Below are 15,894 nucleotides of genomic sequence, written 5' to 3'. Positions count from 1 at the left end.
CCGCGGGCCTCCAGGCCCGCTCAAGATCATGAGGCGGGCCTGGAGGCCCGCGGTCCGTCATGACGCTCATCAAGTCACCGGCCGCGATTGCGGCAGGCGATCGCGCGTGCCGTAGACCGGCGGGGCCAGCTGATCGGCGTTGCGGCCGGCCCAGTCGCGCTGGCTCACCGTCTCGAGCCGCTTGCGCTGGCCCTCGACCAGGCCGGCGGTCGCCGCCTCGACATCGACGGTCAGGACCTTGCCGTCCTTCACGACCTGCGTGCCATCGACATAGACGTGACGGATCGCGCGGTCGCTCGCCGAGTAAATCAGGCTGCGCACCGGCTCATGGGCCGGCTGCATATAGGGATGGCTCATGTCGACCAGCGAGAAGTCGGCCTTGCAGCCCGGCGCCAGCCGTCCGAGATCGGGCCGGCGCAGCATCTTGGCGCCGCCGATCGTGGCCGCCTCGAAGGCGTGCCGCGTCGTGCCCATCTTGTAGTTCATGGTGAAGACGCGGGCGAGGTAACAGACCAGCCGGATCTCATCGAGCATGTTGTGCGGGAAGGTGTCGGTGCCGATGCCGACCGTGATGCCCGCATCCATGTAGCGGCCGATCGAGTTCATCACCATGCCGCGCCGCGCGAAGACGGTTGGGCAATGGGCCACCGAGGCGCCGGAATCGCGCAGCCGTTCGAAGTCGTTGGCGTGCGGATAGTGGATCTGGGGATGGTCGTTCAGGAAGATGCCGTGGCCGATGATGAGATCGGGCCCCAGCACGCCGATCGAATCGAGCCATTCGATCGGTGTCTTGCCGTGGCGGTGCACCATCTCGTGGAACTCGACGACGGCCTGGCAGGCATGGGTCTGCATCGGCAGGCCACGGCGCTTGGCTTCCTGCAGCGCTTCCTTGAAGAAGCCTTCGCGGCAGGTGTCGATCTGTGCCGGGCCGACCATGCCGGAGAGGCGGCCACTCGGATGCTTCGCGGCTTCGTCGAGCGTCGCCATCGAGGCTTCGAAGGCTTTCTCGCCGGCCTTCTCGTCCCAGGCATATTCAACCGTGTGCCCGTTCTTGGTGTACCAGACACCCTGGCGCATCATCGGGCAGACGACGGCGCGAATGCCGGTGGAGGCGAGGTCGTCGGCCCAGCCGGGGCGTGCCATTGAAAGATCGGTGATGGTCGTCACGCCGCTCTTCAGCAGCTCCGACACCGCGACCTTGGACGAGGGACCGGCGTCCTCGGGATTGAGGCCGAACACCGTCAGGTATTCGTAGAGCGAGCTCTGTCCCAGCTTGTCGCTGCCATACTCCTCGGTGAGGCCCTTGTTGGCGGGCTCCGAGAACGGGTGGCTGTGGACGTTGACGAGGCCGGGGATGGCCATCATCCCCTTGCCGTCGATGACCGTATCGACCGGGCCCGTGTAGCCCGGCCCGACATGGGCGATCTCGTTGCCCTTGAACACGAGATCGGCATTTTCGAGATAGACGTGTCGCCCTTCGGCCTCGTCCCAACCAACCACATGGTCGAGGCCGGCGATCTTGGTCGTCTTCATGAACGTTTCGCTCCGCTTGCTGGCTGTCTGCTTGCTGCTTGATTACTTGTAGGCGATGCCGAGGCCCTTATAGAGGCCGCATCCATAGTTGCCGTGAGCCTTGATGGGCTTCAGCTTGGGGCCGGCCACCACGAACAGCGGCTCGTGGAACAGCGGGATCCAGACGAAGGCGTCGTGCACCTTCTGCTGCACCGCCTGGTAGGAGGCCGTACGCGTCGCCTCGTCGGTCGCGGTCGAGCCCTTGTCGAGCAGCTCGTCCGTTTCCTTGTCCTTCCAGTTCATGCGGTTCGGCGTCGGCGCATTGGTGGAGCGGAAGTAAAGGTTGAGCGCGTCGCCGGCGCTGACATAGGGGAAGCTCATGCCGAAGGCGTCGAACTCCTGCGTGGCGAGCTTGCCCCAGGCGACCGTCGCATCGAACAGCTGGATCTGCAGGTCGATGCCGACCTTGCGCAGGTCGCCTTGCACGGCCTCGGCGATCTCCTTGAAGGCGCCGGAAATGCCGTAGATCAGCGGCGCCAGCTTCTTGCCATCCTTGTAGCGGAAGCCGTCGGGACCTTTCTTCCAGCCAGCTTCGTCGAGCAGCCGCTCGGCTTCCTTGATGTTCTCGCCGTAGGCGGCCTTGTTGAGCTTGCCGTTGAAGTCGAGAACGCTCGGCATCAGCATCGTCGAGGCGGGATCGGCGAAGCCGAAGGTCACGGCCTCGGTGATCGCCTTCTGGTCGACGGCGAGATTCATCGCCTGGCGCACGCGCACGTCGTTCACCAGTTCCTTGTCGACCTTGAAGCCGATGAAGTAGGTCCAGAAGAAGTTCTCGGCCTTGGTCACCGAGAGGTTCTTGTTCGCCTGTAGTTCCTTGATCGACCAGTAGGGCACGTACTGGCTGACGTCGGCCTGGGCGGCCTGCAGCGCGGTGACGCGCGTGTTCTCCTCGGGCACGATCTTCCAGATCACCTTGTCGACCTGCGCCTCGGTGTAGTCGTAGATCGGCGGACCCCACTTGTAGCCCTTGTGCTTGGCCAGCACCGTCGAATCGCGCGGCGTCCAGCTCTCGAAACAGTAGGGGCCGGTACCGTCGAAGCCCTTCACGCCGAAATCGGCGCCGAGCTGCTTGGCCTGCTCGACGTTCAGAATCGTGTGGAAGTACTGCGTCATCTGGTAGAGCAGCTCGGAGAACGGTTTCTTGAGCTTGTACTCGACCGTGACATCGTCGGGCGCGGTGATCTTGTCGACGTCGCCCATGCGCCACTTCACGAGGCCCTTGGTCTCGGGATCGAGCCAGCGCTCGTAGGTGGCGACCACGTCCTTCGCCGTCATCTTCTTGCCGCTGCAGAAGGTGACGTCGTCGCGGATCTTGAAGGTGTAGGTGAGACCGTCCGGCGATACCGTCCAGCTCGTGGCGAGGCCCGGCTTCAGCGTCTTCATGTCGAAATCGAGGTTCACCATCGTGTCACCCATCATGTAGATGACTTCGGCACCCGACCGGGAGGTCGACTTGTGCGGATCGTAGCGATCGGTGTCGATCTCGCGCACCACCGTCACGGTCTTCTGCTGCGCCATCGCCGGCGCAACGGCGCCGACCACGGCCACGGCGGTCAGTGCCGCCCACGTCAACTTGCTCATGCCCACACCTCCTGTCGTCTCAAGTTTATTGCCTCAACTTCGGATCGAGCGCGTCGCGCAGGGCGTCGCCCAGGACATTGAATGCGAGAACCACCAGGAAGATCGCCGCGCACGGCAAGGTCGAGACCTGCGGCGCGATCGACAGGAACTTGCGGCCGTCGGCGGCCATGCTGCCCAGCTCCGCCGTCGGCGGTTGCGCGCCAAGGCCCAGGAACGAGAGGGCGGCGCCCAGCAGGATCGCCTGGCCGAGCTGGAGGGTCATGTAGATCAGAATGGTGGGCCAGCAGTTCAGCGCAAGGTAGCGCCAGATCAACGCGCCGTCGCCGAGACCCACGGCGCGGCCGGCCTCCATGTACTCCTGCTGCATGATCGATTGCGCCGCTCCTCGGGCGATGCGCGCGATCGACGGGATCGACGCAATGCTGAGCGCCACGACCAGCGAGAATAGGCCGGTACCGAGCACGGCGGCGATGGCGAGGCCGAACAGGATCGACGGGAAGGAGAGAAGCACGTCGACCAGACGCATCAGCGGCTGGTCGAGGCGCTTGAAATAGGCCGCGCACAGGCCGATCAGCGCGCCGAGGCCGCCACCGATCACCACGGCGATGATGCCGATCCCCAAAGTGGCGCGCAGGCCGAACAGGATGCGGCTCAGCATGTCGCGGCCCTGGTTGTCGGCACCCAGCAGGAAGTCGGGGCAGCGTGCACCGCCGATCGGGCAGAGGCGCATCCGCATGTTGGAGGCGTAGGGATCGAACGGTGCGATCCACGGCGCGAGGATCGCGGCGCCGACGACCAGGATGAGGAAGATGGCCGCCGCTGCCGCGGGCGGATCGCGCAGGATGCGTCGCCAGATGGCGTTCTTGCGCCGGATCGCGGCGATGGCGCGCTGGTCAGCCTGGCTCTGCAGGGGAAGGGCGGCGTCGGTCATCCGCGGGCGATCCGGGGGTCGAGATAGGCGTAGAGCACGTCGACGGCGAGATTGATGACCATGAAGCCTACGGCAAGGATCAGGATCGCGCCCTGCGCGAGCGGAAGATCGCTCGAGGTGATCGCGCCCACGGCCATGCGGCCGACGCCCGGCCAGGCAAACATCGTTTCGGTGACGATCGAGCCACCCAGCAGGAAGCCGATCTGCAGGCCGACCAGGGTTACGACGGGGATCATGGCGTTGCGCAGCGCGTGGCGCACGGTGACGCGCCAATCCGAAGCACCCTTGGCGCGGGCGGTGCGCACGTAGTCGGCGCCCAGCGTTTCGAGCAATGACGTGCGCGTCATGCGTGCCACGGGGCCCACGAAGACGGCGCCCAGGGTGACCGCCGGCAGGATGATGCTGAGGAAGCCGTCGAGCGTCCAGATCGGCCCGTTGCGTCCCTGGAAGGGCAGCAGCCCGGCGCCGCCGACATACTGGATCAGCAGCAGCCCGACCCAGAAGACCGGCACCGACACACCCATTACCGATAGCGCCATGATGGCACGGTCGATCACCGTGCCGCGACGACGGGCAGCCAGAGTGCCCAGGGTGATGCCGAGCGGTACCGCCCAGATCAGGCAGGCCAGCATCAGCTCGATGGTCGGCCAGAGGGTGAGGGCGATCTCGTCGACGACGGCGCGATTGGAAATCATCGAGCGGCCGAGATCGAGCTGGAAGACGCGGCCAAGATAACGGCCGAACTGGACCCACAGCGGCTGGTTGAGGCCGAGGTCGTTGCGGATCGCATCGACTTCCGCCTTCGTCGCGGTCGGGCCGGCCACGACGGTTGCCGGATCGGTAGGCACGACCTGCAGCAACAGGAAGCCGATGAGCAGCACCCCCAGCAACACCGGGAGAGAAATCATCAATCGATGGGCGATATGACGCGCCATTTATTTCGAAACCTGCCCCTCTTCGGGTAAGAACACTGGCCGACGCCGCGGCGCTCGACAAGCGCCCGGTGGCTGGCATGATCGCTGCAACGTCATGCTAAGACGTTGCAAGAACCGCGCCGGGGAGCGTCGACGATGTCATCAGGCAAGCTGAACGAGCAGGCAAAAGGCGTCTATATCATCGCTGCGACGCCCTTCACCGACGAGGGTGCGGTCGACCTGCAGAGCGTCGACACGTTGACCGATTTTTATTTGGGTTGTGGCGTACATGGTTTCACCCTGCTCGGAATGATGGGCGAGGCGCACAAGCTTACGGCCGACGAATCGCTCTCCGTGGTCAATCGCGTGATCGGCCGTGCGCAGGGCCGGCAGGTAATCGTTGGCGTGAGCCACGCCGGCCTTGAGAATGTGCGGCGCCTGTCGCACGAGGCGATGATCGCCGGCGCCTCGGGCGTGATGGTTGCGCCGCCGCCGGGCCTCAAGGGCGACGACGGCATCTACAATTACTATGCGCAGGTCTTCCAGGCGCTGGGGCCGGACATTCCGGTCGTCTATCAGGACTACCCGCAGACCACCGGCGTCTATCTGCCGGTCAACGTGTTCGAGCGACTGGTCGACGACTTCAAGCAGCTCGTCATGTTGAAGCATGAGGATGCGCCGGGCCTCGCCAAGCTCACGAAGGTGCGCGAGGGCGAGAAGAAACTCGGCCGTCGCCGCGTCTCGATCCTGGTCGGCAATGGCGGCATCTACTATCCGCAGGAGATGCGCCGTGGCGCCGACGGCGCGATGACCGGCTTCGCCTGGCCCGAGATGCTGGTCGAGGTCTACGAGCTGTTTGCCAAGGGCAAGGCCGAGGAAGCGGAGGATCTGTTCGACATCTATCTGCCGCTGGTGCGGCACGAGGTGCAGCCGGCGATCGGCCTGGCGCTGCGCAAGGAAGTGCTGTTCCGTCGCGGCGCCATCAAGAGCCCCAAGCAGCGCGCGCCGGGCTCGTCGCTGACGGCGGCTGACAAGACCGAACTCGATGGAATGATCGCGCGCCTGGAGCGTCGGCTTGCGGCAGCGGGCCGTGGGCGTAAGGCGGCGGAGTAGGGAACATGGCTGAGTATGATTTGATCGTTCGCAACGCCCGCATCGTCACGGCCGAGCGCCAGACCGAGGGCGACATCGCCGTCAAAGACGGTCAGGTCGTCGAGATCGGGCCCGATCTCAAGGGCAAGGGCGCGCGCGAGATTGATGCCGGCGGCAAGTTCGTGCTGCCGGGTGGCGTCGACAGCCACTGCCACATCGAGCAGAAGTCGGGCATGGGCGTGATGTGTGCCGACGATTTCTATACCGGCACCGTCTCGGCCGCCTTCGGCGGCACCACCACCGTCATTCCCTTCGCTGCCCAGCATCGCGGCATGTCGCTACGGCAAGTGGTGAACGATTATCACGAAGCGGCGACGCCGAAGGCGGTGATCGACTACGCCTTCCACCTGATCGTCACCGATCCGACGCCGCAGGCGCTGGGACAGGAACTGCCGGCGCTGATCAAGGACGGCTACACCTCGTTCAAGATCTACATGACCTACGACGCGATGAAGGTCAGCGACTACCAGATCCTCGACATCCTTTCCGTGGCACGCCGCGACGGCGCACTGGTCATGGTCCATGCCGAGAACCACGACATCATCCAGTGGCTGGCGCATCACCTTGTCGAGCAGGGCCACGGCGCGCCGAAGTTCCACGCGATCGCCCATGCCCGCATCGCCGAGGCCGAGGCCACCAACCGCGCGATCTCGCTGGCGCGACTGGTCGATGCGCCGCTGCTGCTGGTCCACATGTCCGAGATCGAAGCGATCGAGACGCTGCGCCAGGCACAGAAGAAGGGGCTAAAAATCTTCGGCGAGACCTGCCCGCAATACATCGCGCTCACCGCCGACGACATGGACAAGCCCGGTGTCGAGGGGGCCATGTGGTGCTGCAGCCCGCCGCCGCGCGATTCGGCGGCGCAGGAAGCGGTGTGGGCGGCGCTGAAGGACGGCACATTCCAGACCTTCTCGTCCGATCATGCACCCTACCAGTTCAATGCCGGCGGCAAGATCCCCAAGGGCGACAAGACGACCTTCAAGGAGATGGCCAACGGCGTGCCCGGTATCGAGATCCGGCTGCCGATGCTGTTCTCCGAAGGTGTCCAGAAGGGCCGCATCACGCTTCAACAGTTCGTGGCGCTGACCTCGGCCAACCATGCCAAGCTCTACGGCCTCTATCCCCGCAAGGGCACGATCGCGGTCGGCTCCGATGCTGATTTCGCGATCTGGGATGCCGACAAGGACGTGACAGTCACCTGGAAGGACCTGCACGACAATGTCGGCTACACGCCCTACGAGGGCCGCCAGATCAAGGGCTGGCCGATCACCGTCGTGAGCCGCGGCAGGGTCGTGGTCGAGGACGGCAAGCTCAACGCCGAGCGCGGCTCGGGCCAGTTCCTGCCCTGCGCCTCGCCCGATTCATCGAAGCCCATCGGCCAGAACGCGCCCGAACTGCAAGCCATGTCGCGCTTCGGCCTGAAGCCGCTGTTCTAGAGGAGAGAAGCAAGTGTCCCGCCGTCTGAAAGTCTCGTCCGCCCAGTTGGGTCCGATCAATCTCGCCGATAGCCGCGCGAGCGTGGTCAAGCGCATGATCGAGATGCTGAAGGAAGCCGACAGCCGCGGCTCCAAGTTCATCGTGTTTCCCGAGCTGGCGCTGACGACCTTCTTTCCGCGTTACTGGATGGAAGATCCCAACGAGGTCGAGAAGTACTTCGAGAGCCAGATGCCGAGCCCCGAGACGCTGCCGCTGTTCGAGCTGGCGCGGGAGAAGGGGATTGGCTTCTACCTGGGCTATGCCGAGCGCACCGAGGAGGAAGGCTCGACGCATCACTTCAACACGTCGATCCTTGTGGGACCGGATGGGCGGCTGATCGGCAAGTACCGCAAGGTCCATCTGCCCGGTCATGACGAGCATCGGCCGACCGTGCCGTACCAGCATCTCGAGAAGAAGTATTTCGAGGTCGGCAATCTCGGCTTCAACGTCTGGAAGATGTTCAAGGACGAGGTGATCGTCGGCCAGTGCATCTGTAACGACCGCCGCTGGCCCGAAACCTTCCGCGTCATGGCGCTGAAGGGCGCCGAGATGGTGGTGCTGGGCTACAACACGCCGAGCGACAACGTCTATGCGCCGCACGAGCCGCCGTACCTGCGCGTGTTCCATCACATGCTGTCGTTGCAGGCGGCTGCCTACCAGAACGGCATCTGGGTCGTTGCCACGGCCAAGGCCGGCAAGGAAGACGGGTTCTGGCTGCATGGCGGCTCGGTGATCGTCGCGCCGACCGGCGAGATCGTCGCCAAGGGCACGACAGAGGAGGACGAGGTCATCTCCTACGATTGCGATCTCGGCCTCGGCGAGTACATCCGTAACACCACGTTCAATTTCGCCAAGCATCGCCGGCCGGAGCATTACAAGCTCATCAGCGAGCGCACCGGCGTCAAAGTCGAACCGTCGAACTGAGGAATCCCGAGATGCAATACGCCTCCAACGACCTGACGCCGCACGAGCGCTACAAGGTCCTGACCGCCTTCGTGCTGCCGCGTCCGATCGCCTGGGTGACCACGCTCGGCCCGACCGGCGTGGTCAATGCCGCGCCGTTCAGCTTCTTCAACGTCTTCGCCGAAGACCCGCCGCTCTGCATGTTCGCGATCAACAAGCGGCCGGACGGACGTCTCAAGGACACCTGGACGAACATCCAGCGCACGAACGAGTTCGTGATCAACCTGACCGACGAGCCGCTGGCCCGCGTCATGCACGATTCCAGCGGCGATTTTCCGCCCAATGTCGGCGAGCCCGACTATCTCGGCCTGAAGCTCGCTCCTTCGGTCGACATCAAGACGCCGCGTCTCGCCGATGCGCCCTGGTCGATGGAGTGCAAGACCTGGCAGGTCATCAACGTGAAGGACGACCGCCAGCTCGTGATCGGCGAAGGGCTGCGCTTCCACATTCGCGACGAGCTGTGGGACGACGCGGCCAAGCGCGTCCACATGGACAAGTACCGTCCGGTCGGCCGCATGTTCGCGGACCGCTATTGTCTCACCAACGAGCGTATGGATTTCCCCGCTGCGCCGGTCGTGAAAGCGGCAGCGGAGTAGGGTTCTTCGGACCGCGGGCCTCGAGGCCCGCTCATGAATCCGAGCGGGCCTGGAGGCCCGCGGTCCGTTAAGACCAGTTCAGTCGGGACCGCCCGATCGCCATCGAGACAGCAGCCTGGCTCGGCTCGACGACGGGCAGGCCGACATGGCGCTGCAGGCGGTCGCGGTAGCGGGCCATGCCTGCGCAGCCCATGACCAGCACGTCGGCGCCGTCCTCGTCGCGCAGTTCGGCGGCGACCTCGGCCATGCGGCTGAAGGTGCGGGCTTCGTCGGCGAGTTCCACGACGCCGAGGCCGATCGCACGATCGCCGGCCATGCGGTCGTTGAGGCCCATCTGCCCGACATAGCGCAGGTGGCGAGGGATCGACTTCTTCAGGATCGAGATCACGCCGAAGCGCTGGCCGAGCATCAGCGCGGTCAGGATGCCGCACTCCGCAATGCCGAGCACCGGCTTGGTCGTGAGTTCGCGCGCGGCATGCAGGCCGGGATCGGAATAGCAGGCGATGACGAAGGCCGAGCAGTCGTTGTCGCGCTTCTTCACCATGGCGCCGATCGGCCCGACGACCTGCTCGACATGGCCCTGGTTCTCGATGCCCGGCGGGCCTTCCTTCAAGGTGATGCATTCGATGGCAGGACCACCGGCCATGCGCAGCGGTTCCATGGCGACGTCGATGCCGCGCGTGACGGCTTCGGTGGAATTCGGATTTATGACGAGGATGCGGTCGGGCATGGGCCAAGGATGGCCCCTAAATTGCTATTCAACAATGCCTGATCTAACGTCGCGGCCTGGGGATTTTATGGGAAGGAAGCCACTGAAATGATGCATCGTCGCTTGGTCGCACTCGCCGTCGCGGCGCTCGTGTGCGCGAGCCCCGCGCTTGCCCAGGACAAGAAGCCGCCGCTGCGCACCGGTGTCGACGGCACCTTTGCGCCGCACGCCATGCCGAAACTCGGCGGTGGCGTCGAGGGCTTCCAGATCGACGTCTTCACCGAGGCCGCGAAGCGCATGAAGCGCGACATCACGATCGATGCCGTGAGCTTCTCGACCCTGATCCCGGGCATGCAGTCCGGCCGCTACGACTTCATCGCCGCGCCGACCACGGTGACCAAGGAGCGCGCCGAGAACATGCTGTTCACAGCCGGCTACCTGTGGACCGCCTATCAGTTCGGTATCAAGAAGGGCAGCGCGCCGATCAAGAGCTGGGCCGACCTCAAGGGCAAGGCGGTCGCCGTCAACAAGGGCACACCTTACGAAACGACGGCCAAGGCTGAAGCCGAGAAGAACGGTTTCACCGTGCAGGTCTATGACACGCAGCCCGACGCCACGCAGGCGGTGCTGTCCGGCCGCGCCTATGCGACGCTCGGCGGCAACACCACCATCGTCTACGCCGCGTCGAAGAACCCGCAGTTCATCGCCGATCTCGAGCTCGCGGAATCGCGCGCCCATTGGGCGGCGCCCGTGCCGAAGGACAAGCCCGAGCTTCGTGCCGAGCTGCAGGATGCGCTCGACTGCATGAAGAAGGACGGCACGATGGCCAAGTTCTATGAGAAGTGGTTCGGCAAGAAGCCGGCTGCCGACGACCTCGCGGTGGTCGTGACTCCAGGATACGGCGTCCCGGGCATGCCGGGCTACGATCCGACGCCGCACGAACTCAAGTGCAACTGACCTGAGCGAATGGCTTCGTCCACTTCGTCTGCGATTGTCGACGCACGCGCGATCCACAAGCATTTCGGCACCCTTCACGTCCTGAAGGGTGTCGATCTGAAGGTGGCCGAGCGCGAGCTTGTGTTCGTGATCGGGCCTTCCGGCTCGGGCAAGTCGACCCTGCTGCGCTGCCTCAACCGGCTGGAGGAACCGTCCTCCGGGTCGATCCTGGTCGACGGCATCGACATGCTCGACGCGAAGACCGATATCAACCATGCGCGCCGGCGCATCGGCATGGTGTTTCAGTCCTTCAATCTCTATCCGCACATGACGGCGCTGGGGAACGTGACCTTGGCGCTGCGCAAGGTGGCGGGAAAGAGCCGCGCGGAAGCCGATACGCTCGCACGTGCGGCCTTGGAGCGGGTCGGCTTGGCCGACCGTGCCGATCACACGCCGGGCCAGCTTTCGGGTGGCCAGCAGCAACGGGTCGCCATCGCGCGCTCGATCGCCCTGGAACCGCGCGTGATGTTGTTCGACGAACCGACCAGCGCCCTCGATCCGGAGCTCGTGGGCTCGGTGCTGGAGGTCATGCGGGGCTTGCGCGAAAGCGGCATGACCATGATCGTCGTCAGTCACGAGATGGGCTTCGCGCGCAATGCCGCCGACCGGGTCGTGTTCATGGACGACGGGCTGATCGTGGAGCAGGGGCCGCCCGCCGCGATCTTCGAGAACCCGTCCCACGAACGCACGCGCGCCTTCATCGGCCAGATCCAGCGGCACTGAGGGCCGCGACGGGCAATGAACGGCTGGGACAAGTTCGTCGAGACCTTCTTCAATGCGAAGGTCATGTGGAAGTACCTGCCGGACATCCTGTCCGGCATGGTGGTGACCATCGAACTCGCGTTGCTGATCATCGTCACCGGCCTGGGCGCCGGGCTCGCGCTGGCGCTGCTGCGCAGCCTCGCGATCCGGCCGCTCAACTGGCTGATCGTCTTCGTCGTCGACCTGTTCCGCTCGCTGCCGCCGCTGGTCATCATCGTCCTGATGTATTTCGGCCTGCCCTATGCGGGGCCGTCGCCCTCGGGCTTCGTCTCGACCTGGCTGTCGCTGGCCTTCGTGCTGATGGCCTTCTCCGAAGAGATCTTCTGGGCCGGCATCACCTCGATCCCGAAGGGCCAGTGGGAAGCGTCGCGTTCGACTGGCCTGTCGTTCGGCCAGACGCTGTTCAACGTCGTGCTGCCGCAGGCCTTCCGGCTCACCATCCCGCCGCTCACCAACCGCACCATCTCCATCACCAAGGGCACCGCGCTCGGCACCGTCGTGGCCGTCACCGAGATCCTGGGGCAGGCGAGCTCGGCGATGTCCAATTCGTACAATCCCTCGCCGCTCATGATGGGCGCCGCGGCCTACGTGGTCCTGTTCCTGCCCGTGGTCGTCGCCGCGCGCTGGATCGAGACGAAATTCGCGTGGAAGCGATGATCGAGGCCTTCTTCAACATCGAGATCATGAAGGCGGCCTGGCCGATCGTGCTGACCGGCCTGTGGAACACAATCCTGCTGTCGCTGATCGTGGTGCCGTTGGGACTGTTCGGCGGCCTGATCCTGGCGCTGCTCGCGTCGGTCAAGAACCCGCTGGTGCGCTGGCCGTTGATGGCGTGGGTTGATTTCTTCCGGGCTTTCCCGCCGCTGGTGCTGCTGGTGCTGCTGTTTGCCGGCCTGCCGTTCGCGGGCCTCGAGCTGGGCGGCTTCGCCTGCGTGGCGATCGCCTTCTTCCTCAACACGGGTTCGTACTACGGCGAGATTTTTCGTGCGGGCATCGATTCGGTGCCGGCGGGCCAGGTCGAGGCTGCGCGGTCCACCGGCCTCAGCCGGATGCAGGCGATGCGATACGTCGTGCTGCCCCAGGCCGTGCGCAACGTGATGCCTGACCTGCTGTCCAACACCCTCGAAGTGGTGAAGCTGACCTCGCTCGGGTCCGTCGTGGCGGTGCCGGAACTGCTCTACGAGGCGCGGCAGGCGCAGAGCATCACCTACAATCCAACGCCCATCGTGATGGCGGCGGTGATCTATTTCCTGCTGCTGTGGCCGCTGGTGCGCCTGCTCAGCCGCCTGGAAAATCGCGCGCTCGCCGGTCGCCGCTGATCGCGGTGCCTCAGCGCTTGGTCACGCAATCCCGATAGGTCACGGTCTGGCTTGGCCCTTCCTCGACGAAGGCGGTATCGCCTTTGCTCCAGAACACGACGCTGCCGCTCGGATCGGCGTACCGGATACCAGAACCGGAAAGCGTCTGCGGCAGGCTGAACTTCCGGCCGTCGCTCAGTTGCACCACGACCCGTCCGCCCGGAATCGGACGGCCGTCAGGCCCGACGCTCGACTGGCCGTCGAAATAGTCGGCCACGATCGTCTTGTTCTGCTGGCACTGGTAACGAACGGTCGAGATGGGGGCGTCGGGAGGTGGTGCCTTGAGCGGCGGTCCGTCGTTGCAGGCGGCCACGGCTGACAGCAGCAGGAGCGCGGTGGCGAGAGCCACGGGACGGGTCATATCGGAACTCCAGCTCGCCTGGGCAGGAAGAGGAAGTGAACCTTCCTCAACGCTGCCAAGGGCCGGATGTTTCCGGGCCCTGTCAATCCTTGGCGAGCGCCTGGATCAGGTCACGGGTCTTTTCCCGCAGGCTCTTGCTGCGAATCTTGTAGTAGGCGCGGACCAGCTCGAGCGTCTCGCGCTTGGTGTTGAGATCGGCCTCGATGGGCTTGTCGGAAGCCTTTGGACGACCGGGCTTGCGCTTCGCGGGGCTCCCCACGATTTCCGCGCCATCGAAGAAATGCGCGACCGGAACGTCGAGAACCTTGGAGAATTCGAACAGGCGGCTCGAGCTGATGCGGTTGAAGCCACGCTCGTACTTCTGGACCTGCTGGAAGGTGAGGCCCACGGCCTTGCCGAGGTCGGTCTGGCTCATGCCGAGGAGGGCACGCCGCTGGCGCAACCGGTTGCCGACGTGAGTATCTACTGGATGAGAGCGCGCCACATATACCTCCAAGACAAGAGGTACCTATCGCATGCAGGGCTTACAGCCACCTTTCGATCTTTGATGTCCCGATGCAACGATGTTGCGTGCAGGACGCAGTCGATCGATGCGTCACCAGGTCGCCGGCCGAATCGGGATTCGGAATCCGCACGACGGACCGGGCAGCACGGCTGCAGTTGCCGACCGGATGCAAGCTCCATAACCTCCGCCGCAGGCGGCAAAGACCGCATCCCGGAGGGCTTTCACGATGCAGAGTTTCATTCGCGCCGCCGCCTCTTGCCTGCTCGCCCTGGCGCTGGCGCCGCAGGCATTCGCGCAGGCCAATTGGCCCGACAAGCCGGTCAAGATCGTCGTCGGCTTCACGGCCGGCAGCTCGACCGACGTCACAGCGCGGATGTTTGCCCAGAAGTTTGCAGAGGCCTGGGGCCAGCCGGTGATCGTCGACAATATCGCGGGCAATTCGGGCGCGATCGGCGTCGACCGCGTCGCCAAGGCGGCGCCCGACGGCTACACGCTGATGTGGTCGGGCAATGCGGCCATCACCATCCTGCCGTCGCTGCAGCCGCTGCCGTTCGATCCGCTGAAGGACCTGACGCCGATCTCGACCTCGCTGGTGATGCCGTCGTTGTTCATGGTGAACAACGACCTGCCGGTGAAGACCATCCCCGAGCTGATCGCCTATGCGAAGGCCAACCCGGGCAAGCTGTCCTACGGCACGCCGGGCGTCGGCACGCCGCAGCACATCGCGGGAGAGCTGTTCTGCTTCCTGGCCGGCATCAAGATGGAGCACATTCCCTATCGTGGCGCGAACATGTCCGATCTCATGAGCGGCGTGGTCCAGGTCGGTATCCAGAATGCCGGTGCTGCGATGCCGCTGGTCCGCGACGGCCGCGTTCGTGGCATCGCGGTCACCTCGCTGAAGCGCACGCCGAGTGCCCCGGAACTGCCGACGCTCGCGGAGCAGGGCTTCCCCGGGTTCGAGGCGACTTCCTGGTTCGCGCTGCTGGGCCCGGCCAACCTGCCGAAGCCGATCGTCGACAAGGTGCGGGCGGACTCGTTGAAGGTTCTGGCCGATCCCGAGATGGAGAAGAAGTTCACCGCCATGGGCCTCGACCTCGTGGGCAGCACTGCGGAAGAGACCCGCGCTGCCATCGCCAACGACATTCCGAAGTGGGCGAAGGTGATCAAGGACGCGAACATCAAGACGGGGCAGTAGCCTTCGGGCCGACGGGGGAGCGCGCGATCCGATCCCGGTGTCGAAAGTTATCCGGCGGGAGTAAACTGGCAGGATAACCCGAAGGGGATCGCTGCATGCCGGCCAGATCCATCCTCATGGCCATCGCGCTCAGCGCCTGGCTCGTCGTCTCGATCCTGGTGTTCGTGACCGTGGCCTATGTCGGTTTCATCGGCGTGGGCGTCGTCGGGCTGGTGATGTGGCTGATCTGCACCCTGGTCGAACTGGACGCCCCGGTGGGTGTCCATGTCGAGACGCCCACATTCTTTGCCCGACAGCTCGAACTCAGGTCGGGGCTGCGCCCCGAGGAGCGTGCGGCGACAATGGCGGACAGACTGCTGGCGCTGCAATCGACGCGCTTCTACCGATATCTCGGCGCGGCGTTGACGGTGTTCGGGATCGGCGGCTTCCTGCTCTTTCAGGTCTAGGCGCCTAGTATTCCTCGATCATCTGTCCGTTGGGATGGATCGTCACTCTCTTAGGCACGCCCTGCGGGCGGGTCGGCACGGGATCGCGGCTGACCTTGGCGCGCCACGATCCGTCGTTTTCCTGATCCAGTCGCTGCACCCTGTAGCCCTGATTCTCGAGGCGATCGCGCTGCAGCGAATAGGTGTTGGGCTGTGGCGCCGGCGGCGCCATGACCGGCGCAGGGGGCGCCACGGGCGGCGGCGGCAGGGCGCCGGGCGACATGGTGTCGGGCATGCGCCCGCCATTCCCGATGGAGCCGGGTACGAGCTGGGCGGAAGCCGAGTTTGCGGCAGCAACCAGGGCCATTCCGAAAGCAACGGTGAGCAGGGTGGTGCGC

18 protein-coding genes are annotated in these 15,894 nt (G+C 64.9%); 10 read left to right on the top strand and 8 right to left on the bottom strand.

Annotation, left to right across the window (positions count from 1 at the left end; translation table 11 throughout):
* Positions 1–69: 69 nt before the first annotated feature.
* Genes AC1RP5_RS13070 through AC1RP5_RS13055 form a run of 4 tightly spaced genes read right to left on the bottom strand, consistent with a single transcriptional unit; the run spans position 70 to position 5,019 of the window.
* Positions 70–1,533 (bottom strand): amidohydrolase family protein, encoded by a 1,464-nt coding sequence (locus AC1RP5_RS13070; protein WP_493111126.1) that lies wholly within the window; start codon positions 1,531–1,533, stop codon positions 70–72.
* 42 nt (positions 1,534–1,575) lie between these two features.
* Positions 1,576–3,153, bottom strand: a complete 1,578-nt coding sequence (locus tag AC1RP5_RS13065; RefSeq protein WP_493111124.1) for an ABC transporter substrate-binding protein — start codon at positions 3,151–3,153, stop codon at positions 1,576–1,578.
* Positions 3,154–3,178: 25 nt separating this feature from the next.
* Positions 3,179–4,084 carry an ABC transporter permease gene (locus AC1RP5_RS13060; protein ID WP_493111122.1) on the bottom strand — a complete coding sequence of 302 codons (906 nt, stop codon included), beginning with the start codon at positions 4,082–4,084 and terminating at the stop codon, positions 3,179–3,181.
* Complete coding sequence (locus AC1RP5_RS13055) at positions 4,081–5,019, bottom strand: ABC transporter permease (protein WP_493111121.1); 939 nt, start codon at positions 5,017–5,019, stop codon at positions 4,081–4,083. The genes AC1RP5_RS13060 and AC1RP5_RS13055 overlap by 4 nt, the downstream gene beginning before the upstream one ends.
* A gap of 135 nt (positions 5,020–5,154) precedes the next feature.
* Here AC1RP5_RS13055 and AC1RP5_RS13050 point away from each other — a divergent pair, with 135 nt between their 5' ends.
* Genes AC1RP5_RS13050 through AC1RP5_RS13035 form a run of 4 tightly spaced genes read left to right on the top strand, consistent with a single transcriptional unit; the run spans position 5,155 to position 9,185 of the window.
* The gene (locus AC1RP5_RS13050; RefSeq protein ID WP_493111120.1) at positions 5,155–6,111 is read left to right on the top strand and encodes a dihydrodipicolinate synthase family protein; all 957 of its coding nucleotides are present in this window, start codon (positions 5,155–5,157) and stop codon (positions 6,109–6,111) included.
* A 5-nt stretch (positions 6,112–6,116) separates the two neighbouring features.
* Complete coding sequence (gene hydA, locus AC1RP5_RS13045) at positions 6,117–7,586, top strand: dihydropyrimidinase (RefSeq protein ID WP_493111118.1); 1,470 nt, start codon at positions 6,117–6,119, stop codon at positions 7,584–7,586.
* 13 nt (positions 7,587–7,599) lie between these two features.
* Positions 7,600–8,550, top strand: coding sequence for an N-carbamoyl-D-amino-acid hydrolase (locus AC1RP5_RS13040; protein ID WP_493111116.1), 951 nt, complete (start codon positions 7,600–7,602; stop codon positions 8,548–8,550).
* 11 nt (positions 8,551–8,561) lie between these two features.
* Positions 8,562–9,185 (top strand): flavin reductase family protein, encoded by a 624-nt coding sequence (locus tag AC1RP5_RS13035; protein ID WP_493111114.1) that lies wholly within the window; start codon positions 8,562–8,564, stop codon positions 9,183–9,185.
* 67 nt (positions 9,186–9,252) lie between these two features.
* Here the strand turns inward: AC1RP5_RS13035 and AC1RP5_RS13030 are convergent, their stop codons facing one another.
* Complete coding sequence (locus tag AC1RP5_RS13030; RefSeq protein WP_493111113.1) at positions 9,253–9,915, bottom strand: aspartate/glutamate racemase family protein; 663 nt, start codon at positions 9,913–9,915, stop codon at positions 9,253–9,255.
* Between the two features lie 87 nt (positions 9,916–10,002).
* On the opposite strand from AC1RP5_RS13030, the gene AC1RP5_RS13025 reads away from it, so the two are divergent.
* Genes AC1RP5_RS13025 through AC1RP5_RS13010 form a run of 4 tightly spaced genes read left to right on the top strand, consistent with a single transcriptional unit; the run spans position 10,003 to position 12,971 of the window.
* Positions 10,003–10,851 (top strand): transporter substrate-binding domain-containing protein, encoded by an 849-nt coding sequence (locus AC1RP5_RS13025; protein WP_493111111.1) that lies wholly within the window; start codon positions 10,003–10,005, stop codon positions 10,849–10,851.
* A 9-nt stretch (positions 10,852–10,860) separates the two neighbouring features.
* Positions 10,861–11,613 carry an amino acid ABC transporter ATP-binding protein gene (locus tag AC1RP5_RS13020; RefSeq protein WP_493111110.1) on the top strand — a complete coding sequence of 251 codons (753 nt, stop codon included), beginning with the start codon at positions 10,861–10,863 and terminating at the stop codon, positions 11,611–11,613.
* A 15-nt stretch (positions 11,614–11,628) separates the two neighbouring features.
* Positions 11,629–12,309: an amino acid ABC transporter permease gene (locus tag AC1RP5_RS13015; RefSeq protein WP_493111108.1), complete on the top strand. Its 681-nt coding sequence runs from the start codon at positions 11,629–11,631 to the stop codon at positions 12,307–12,309.
* Entirely contained in the window at positions 12,306–12,971 is a 666-nt protein-coding gene (locus AC1RP5_RS13010) for an amino acid ABC transporter permease (RefSeq protein WP_493113358.1), read from the top strand. Before AC1RP5_RS13015 ends, AC1RP5_RS13010 begins: the two co-directional genes overlap by 4 nt.
* Positions 12,972–12,981: 10 nt before the next feature.
* On the opposite strand, the gene AC1RP5_RS13005 is transcribed toward AC1RP5_RS13010, so the two are convergent.
* On the bottom strand, positions 12,982–13,371 hold the full coding sequence (locus tag AC1RP5_RS13005) for an MliC family protein (RefSeq protein WP_493111106.1): 390 nt from the start codon (positions 13,369–13,371) through the stop codon (positions 12,982–12,984).
* 82 nt (positions 13,372–13,453) lie between these two features.
* Complete coding sequence (locus AC1RP5_RS13000; RefSeq protein ID WP_493111104.1) at positions 13,454–13,855, bottom strand: helix-turn-helix domain-containing protein; 402 nt, start codon at positions 13,853–13,855, stop codon at positions 13,454–13,456.
* A gap of 247 nt (positions 13,856–14,102) precedes the next feature.
* Between AC1RP5_RS13000 and AC1RP5_RS12995 the strand changes: the two genes are divergently transcribed.
* Both AC1RP5_RS12995 and AC1RP5_RS12990 read left to right on the top strand, forming a co-directional pair.
* Positions 14,103–15,071, top strand: coding sequence for a Bug family tripartite tricarboxylate transporter substrate binding protein (locus tag AC1RP5_RS12995; RefSeq protein ID WP_493111102.1), 969 nt, complete (start codon positions 14,103–14,105; stop codon positions 15,069–15,071).
* A gap of 95 nt (positions 15,072–15,166) precedes the next feature.
* On the top strand, positions 15,167–15,517 hold the full coding sequence (locus AC1RP5_RS12990; RefSeq protein ID WP_493111099.1) for a hypothetical protein: 351 nt from the start codon (positions 15,167–15,169) through the stop codon (positions 15,515–15,517).
* Between the two features lie 4 nt (positions 15,518–15,521).
* Here AC1RP5_RS12990 and AC1RP5_RS12985 read toward each other — a convergent pair whose 3' ends face one another.
* Positions 15,522–15,791 carry a hypothetical protein gene (locus AC1RP5_RS12985; protein WP_493111098.1) on the bottom strand — a complete coding sequence of 90 codons (270 nt, stop codon included), beginning with the start codon at positions 15,789–15,791 and terminating at the stop codon, positions 15,522–15,524.
* Positions 15,792–15,894: the final 103 nt, after the last annotated feature.

Source organism: Reyranella sp. GW821-FHT12G01, from assembly GCF_058806575.1.
This window is presented reverse-complemented; position numbering and strand designations above follow the sequence as displayed.